The following is a 4,585-nucleotide window of genomic DNA, read 5'->3' as shown; positions in this document are numbered from 1 at the left end:
GCGTTGGGCGCACTGGCAGGTGATGCAGCTCGTTTTGGTGAGGTGCTCGCTGGAGAAGCCTCAGCACAGGCCTGGATCCTGCGTGTGGTGGGCGTCTTAGCCACGGTTGGAGTGGTTTGGTTGGTCGGGCGCGCAGCGAAGCGAGCTTTGACGGACGAGACGATCGAACTTTAATAATAGCTCTTGAAAACAATCGATTTGATGGATACTTCCAGTGTCATTGAAAATAGGATCGGGAGAAGTTTTTGTTTTTAATAGCTCTTTTTAAGTGTTCAAAGCGCTGATTCGGTGACTTCTTCTAGGGCTTCAAACTTGTTGGGAGTGGTTGTGATTGCGAGGTAAGTGGTTCAGTCTGGGGCCTGGACTGGAAGGTCACGTGCAGCGGCAATCACTACAAACCATCCCAGGCGAAGCTTTGCCGCAATGCCTTTGCGAGAAGCCAAGTCAATGTACTTAGCGCGACCACATTCGGTTTTGATCCAGCGGAAGGCCTGAGGTGAGCTCATGATTGTTTGCTTTTGGTGAAATTGTATTTGAAGGTTTGATTTGGAATCAAGCAGGTTTTAACGCTGTTATCGTCAACTTCAAAGTCCTCTCTTTCTCTCGTGGTAATCCCTTGATGGAACTCATCAATGATCATTGGTGCCATCACGCCTTGTTGGGCATGGAAGACAAGTTTAAGTCTACTTTTCTCATGGGTGTGGATTCTTTTGGCCGTTTTAAATGGCTGATCTGAACAGATTAAAGGTGGCAAATTGAGCGTCAACGTTTTGGTGAATATTCAAGGCCTGTTGGGATGCGTCCTCCCGTCCAAGGAGATTCTGAATAGGGCGTGGCATGCCTGAGAGGCGTCTCTAAGCAGAGTTTTTCAGCAGATTGTGAAGCGCTTCTTCGTCAAGGATTTTGACTCCCAGTTCCTGGGCTTTGGTGAGTTTGCTTCCAGCCTCTTCGCCTGCCACGAGATAGCTGGTTTTTTTACTAACGGAACCCGACACTTTGCCGCCGCAGGCTTCAATTTGTTCTTTGGCTTGAGAGCGGGTGAGTGTAGGCAGGGTGCCGGTCAGTACAAATGTGGAACCAGATAGGTGATCGTTGGCGGCCGCCGTAATAGCGCGCGCTTGTTCTTCTTCGTTGAGCGACAGGCTGAATCCGAGGCTGCGCAACTCTTTGAGTAGCCGCTGGTTTGCAGGGTTGGAAAACCACTGCTGCAAACTTTGGGCAATTTCTTTGCCGACACCAAAAATTGCAGTGATGCTTTCGGGTGCATAACAAGCCGCTTGATTCAGGTCGTCTGCGTTGGAAAAAGTAGTGGTAATCGCCTTGGCATTGACGTCTCCAACGTGATGGATGCCGAGGCCGTACAGCTGTCTGGCCCATCCTTGAGAGCGGGATGCATCCAAAGCTTGAATTAAATTCTCGGCGCTCTTTGTTCCCATTCGCTCCAGGCTGCCGAGCAGGGCCATATCGAGGCGATAGAGGTCTGCAATCGACTGGACGAGGCCTCGATCCACTAGTTGTTCAATCAGCTTGCTGCCCAGCCCATCCACATCCAAGGCTCCCTTGCTGACCCAGTGGCGCAGGGCACCGCGCAGGATCGCTGGGCAACTGCTGTTGATGCAGCGCGTGGCCGATTCGCTGGTTTCGCGCACCAAGGTGGATCCGCAGGCTGGACAGGTCTTGGGTAGCTCCACGGGTTGGGCCAGCGCTGGTCGTAGTTCCGGCAACACCCGCACCACTTCAGGGATGATCTCTCCGGCCTTGCGCACCACAATGGTGTCGCCGTTGTGGAGGTCGAGCTCCAGGAGCCTGTCGGCGTTGTGCAGACTGGCCCGGCTGACGCTGGTGCCGGCCAACAGTACGGGCTCAAACTCGGCTACGGGGGTGATCACTCCCGTGCGACCCACCTGACAGCTGATCCTAAGGATTTTGGTTGGAGCTTCTTCCGCTGGGTACTTGAGCGCAATTGCCCAGCGTGGTGCTTTCTGGGTGAAGCCTGCGGCATCCTGCAGCCTCAAATCATTGAGCTTCACCACCACACCGTCGGTGGCGTAATTGAGCTGCCGTCTCTCTGTGTCCCAGGTCTCGAAGAACTGCTCCACCGCTGGAAGATCTGGCAATAAACCCGCATTTGGATTCACCTTGAATCCCGCATCTGCCAGCCACTGCAGGGCCTCCCATTGCGTGAGCGGTCGCCGACCTTGCCAATCGTCCGGAAGGTGAAGTGTGTAGGCGAAAAAATCCAGCCGTCTTGCGGCAACAACGCTTGGATCCAGTTGGCGCAACGTTCCCGCGCAGGCATTGCGGGGATTGGCAAAGAGAGATTCGTCGCGGCTTAGACGTTCGTTGTTGATCGCATGAAAGGTGGTGTCGGGGATGAAGGCTTCCCCGCGCACTTCCACCCAGGCTGGTGCCGGTTCGAGGTGCAAGCGCAAGGGAATGGAGCTGATGGTGCGCACGTTGGCGGTGATCTCTTCTCCCTGTTCGCCATCCCCGCGCGTTGCCGCTCGAACGAGCACGCCGTTTTCGTAGCTCAGGGCGAGGGCATTGCCGTCGATTTTGAGTTCTCCCACCATCGCCAGGGCTGTTGGGGTAGATCCTTCTGCTGGTGCCCGATCGAGCACCTTGAGCAATCGGCCATACCAGCCATGGAGCTCGTCTCGGTTAAACGCATTGTCGAGGCTGAACAGGGAAATCCTGTGGCTCACGCTCCTGAATCCTTCCGCTAGACGCCCACCCACCCTCTGGGTGGGGCTGTCTGGGCTCACCAATGTTGAATCCTGGTGCTCTAACTCTTGAAGTTCCCTGTAAAGCTGGTCATAGACTGGATCTTCCATCTCCGGAGCGTCGAGCACGTAATAAGCGTGAGCAGCCCGATTGAGCAGGCGCCGCAATTCTTCCGCTCTCGATTGAGAACTGCTGGATGATCTCAGCGGCTGCGAGCTGCTCAACGCCTCGTGCTCAGCTGTTCACGGCGACAATTCGCTCGATCTTCCAAGAATCATCCATCTTGATGAAAGTGAAATCCAGAGGCATCTCTTCTTTGTCCTCTGCGATCAACTTCACCGTCAGGATGATGTTGCCTTCCTGAAGCCTCGGGCGACCAGATTTGAGATTGCGGAAGCGGTTCAGCTTCAAACCCGCCAAGTAGCGAATGAACTGTTGGCGGTTCACATGCTGGCGATAGTTCTTGGTGGTGAGCAAGTAAGCGGCATCGATCCTGCCCGCTGCCACTTGCGTAAAGAACTGCTTAATCAGCGGATTGATGCCACGGGCGCTCAGCACAAGCTTCACCGCCGTGAAAGTCCAGTAGAGGAGCAAGGCTCCACCCCCGGCTAGCAATGCCTTACTACCGATCTCGCGAACCAAGCCCAGTTCCATCGGGTGCATCCGAATGAGTGCAGATTCTGACTGACTGGATGCAGGAACGAGGCAGACTGGGCCGGCTTTCGTCCTGTTTGGCTTTTTCGCAGTCCCCATGCCCCTCGAGCCACTGCTGCCGTTGTTTCACAGGCTCAATCGAGAACACTTCGGTGGCTGCTTGGTGCGGGGTACTGGACCCCTAGTCGCCTTGCGCTGGAGTGATGGACGGATGCGAAAGACGGCTGGCTTGTATCGCCGCGGCACGGCGGTGGCTCCGCCGCTTGGACGGGAGATTGTGCTCTCAAAACCCTTGCTCGATCCTTTGCCTCGCTGCGCGACGGAGAGCACCCTTTGTCATGAAATGATCCACGCCTGGGTGGATCTTGTGTTGGGTCAACGAGAGAGTCATGGCCCTTGCTTTCGGGCCCAGATGGAGGCGATTAATGCCTCGCAAACCCGATTCAAGGTGAGTATCCGCCATCGTTTTCCGGTTCAGCAGACTCCCCCTCGCTGGATTGCCATCTGCCCTATGTGTGGACAGCGGACTCCTTATCGGCGCAGGGTCAGGCAAGCGGCTTGCAGGTTGTGCTGTGATCGGCATCATGACGGTCACTGGCATGTGAGTTGTCTACTCAGCTATGTACCTGCCCCCGCTCAGGATTGAGATGGATTTGTTTCTTTGGGTCCTAGAAGCTGGTGGGGTGTCGATCGCGTTAATTGGTTGGCAAAGAGAGCGTTGGCTGCAGCACCGGCGTCGTTAAGGTCAGAAGATGGATGGACATTTTCAACCGCGGCAGCGCAGTCAGGGGCAGCGCAATCAGGACATTGGTGATCGGCGATTTGATCAGTGGATTGAAACCGGTCGCCAACTGGTCGATGGTGTTGCTGGTACGCGACCCGGTCGACGTTCTTCCGGAGGTGCGCGTCCTTCAATGGATCTCGAATCAGTGGGCCGCTGGGTTGGCGACAAGATCGATTGGCTGATGGACGACGAAGAGGACTGGCGGGATCCGGTAAAACCGCCACTGCGGGAGGATTCGACTGCGATATCAAGTCGTAAACGTCCTCTCGATGCAATCTCACGCCGGCAGGTCGTTGCGCCGGTGCCTGAGCCCGAGTCCACCCATGGGGGGGATGACAACAGCTGGCCTGATGACGAAAGCTTCCGTGTGGAGCGCTGGTCCCGTTCTGCAGCCTCTCCATCAACAGCCGCAACGACCCAGCC

The 4,585-nt window shown here is 55.8% G+C and carries 6 protein-coding genes and 1 pseudogene; 4 read left to right on the top strand and 3 right to left on the bottom strand.

From position 1 onward, the window contains the following. A pseudogene (locus tag NCN04_RS08155) lies at window positions 1-174 on the top strand (TVP38/TMEM64 family protein); the annotation flags it as partial. 173 nt (window positions 175-347) lie between these two features. Here NCN04_RS08155 and NCN04_RS08150 read toward each other — a convergent pair. Next, window positions 348-506 (bottom strand): hypothetical protein, encoded by a 159-nt coding sequence (locus NCN04_RS08150; RefSeq protein WP_245407166.1) that lies wholly within the window; start codon window positions 504-506, stop codon window positions 348-350. 2 nt (window positions 507-508) lie between these two features. Between NCN04_RS08150 and NCN04_RS08145 the strand changes: the two genes are divergently transcribed. Then, window positions 509-736: a hypothetical protein gene (locus NCN04_RS08145; RefSeq protein WP_250395753.1), complete on the top strand. Its 228-nt coding sequence runs from the start codon at window positions 509-511 to the stop codon at window positions 734-736. Window positions 737-854: 118 nt separating this feature from the next. On the opposite strand, the gene ligA is transcribed toward NCN04_RS08145, so the two are convergent. After that, a complete protein-coding gene (ligA, locus tag NCN04_RS08140; RefSeq protein WP_250395752.1) occupies window positions 855-2,948 on the bottom strand; it encodes an NAD-dependent DNA ligase LigA in 2,094 nt (697 codons plus the stop codon). A gap of 10 nt (window positions 2,949-2,958) precedes the next feature. Next, the gene (locus tag NCN04_RS08135) at window positions 2,959-3,378 is read right to left on the bottom strand and encodes a DUF4864 domain-containing protein (RefSeq protein WP_048348378.1); all 420 of its coding nucleotides are present in this window, start codon (window positions 3,376-3,378) and stop codon (window positions 2,959-2,961) included. 97 nt (window positions 3,379-3,475) lie between these two features. Between NCN04_RS08135 and NCN04_RS08130 the strand changes: the two genes are divergently transcribed. Together NCN04_RS08130 and NCN04_RS08125 are read left to right on the top strand one after the other, a co-directional pair. Continuing rightward, window positions 3,476-4,024, top strand: coding sequence for a SprT family zinc-dependent metalloprotease (locus NCN04_RS08130; RefSeq protein ID WP_250395751.1), 549 nt, complete (start codon window positions 3,476-3,478; stop codon window positions 4,022-4,024). 106 nt (window positions 4,025-4,130) lie between these two features. Continuing rightward, window positions 4,131-4,585 (top strand): RNA helicase (locus tag NCN04_RS08125; protein ID WP_250395750.1); only part of this gene is annotated, 455 nt, incomplete at its 3' end.

Origin of the sequence: Synechococcus sp. MU1655, from assembly GCF_023630655.1 — a bacterium.
Lineage (GTDB): Bacteria > Cyanobacteriota > Cyanobacteriia > PCC-6307 > Cyanobiaceae > Synechococcus_C.
The sequence above is the reverse complement of the archived record's forward strand: the minus strand, read 5'-3'. Positions and strand labels throughout refer to the sequence as shown.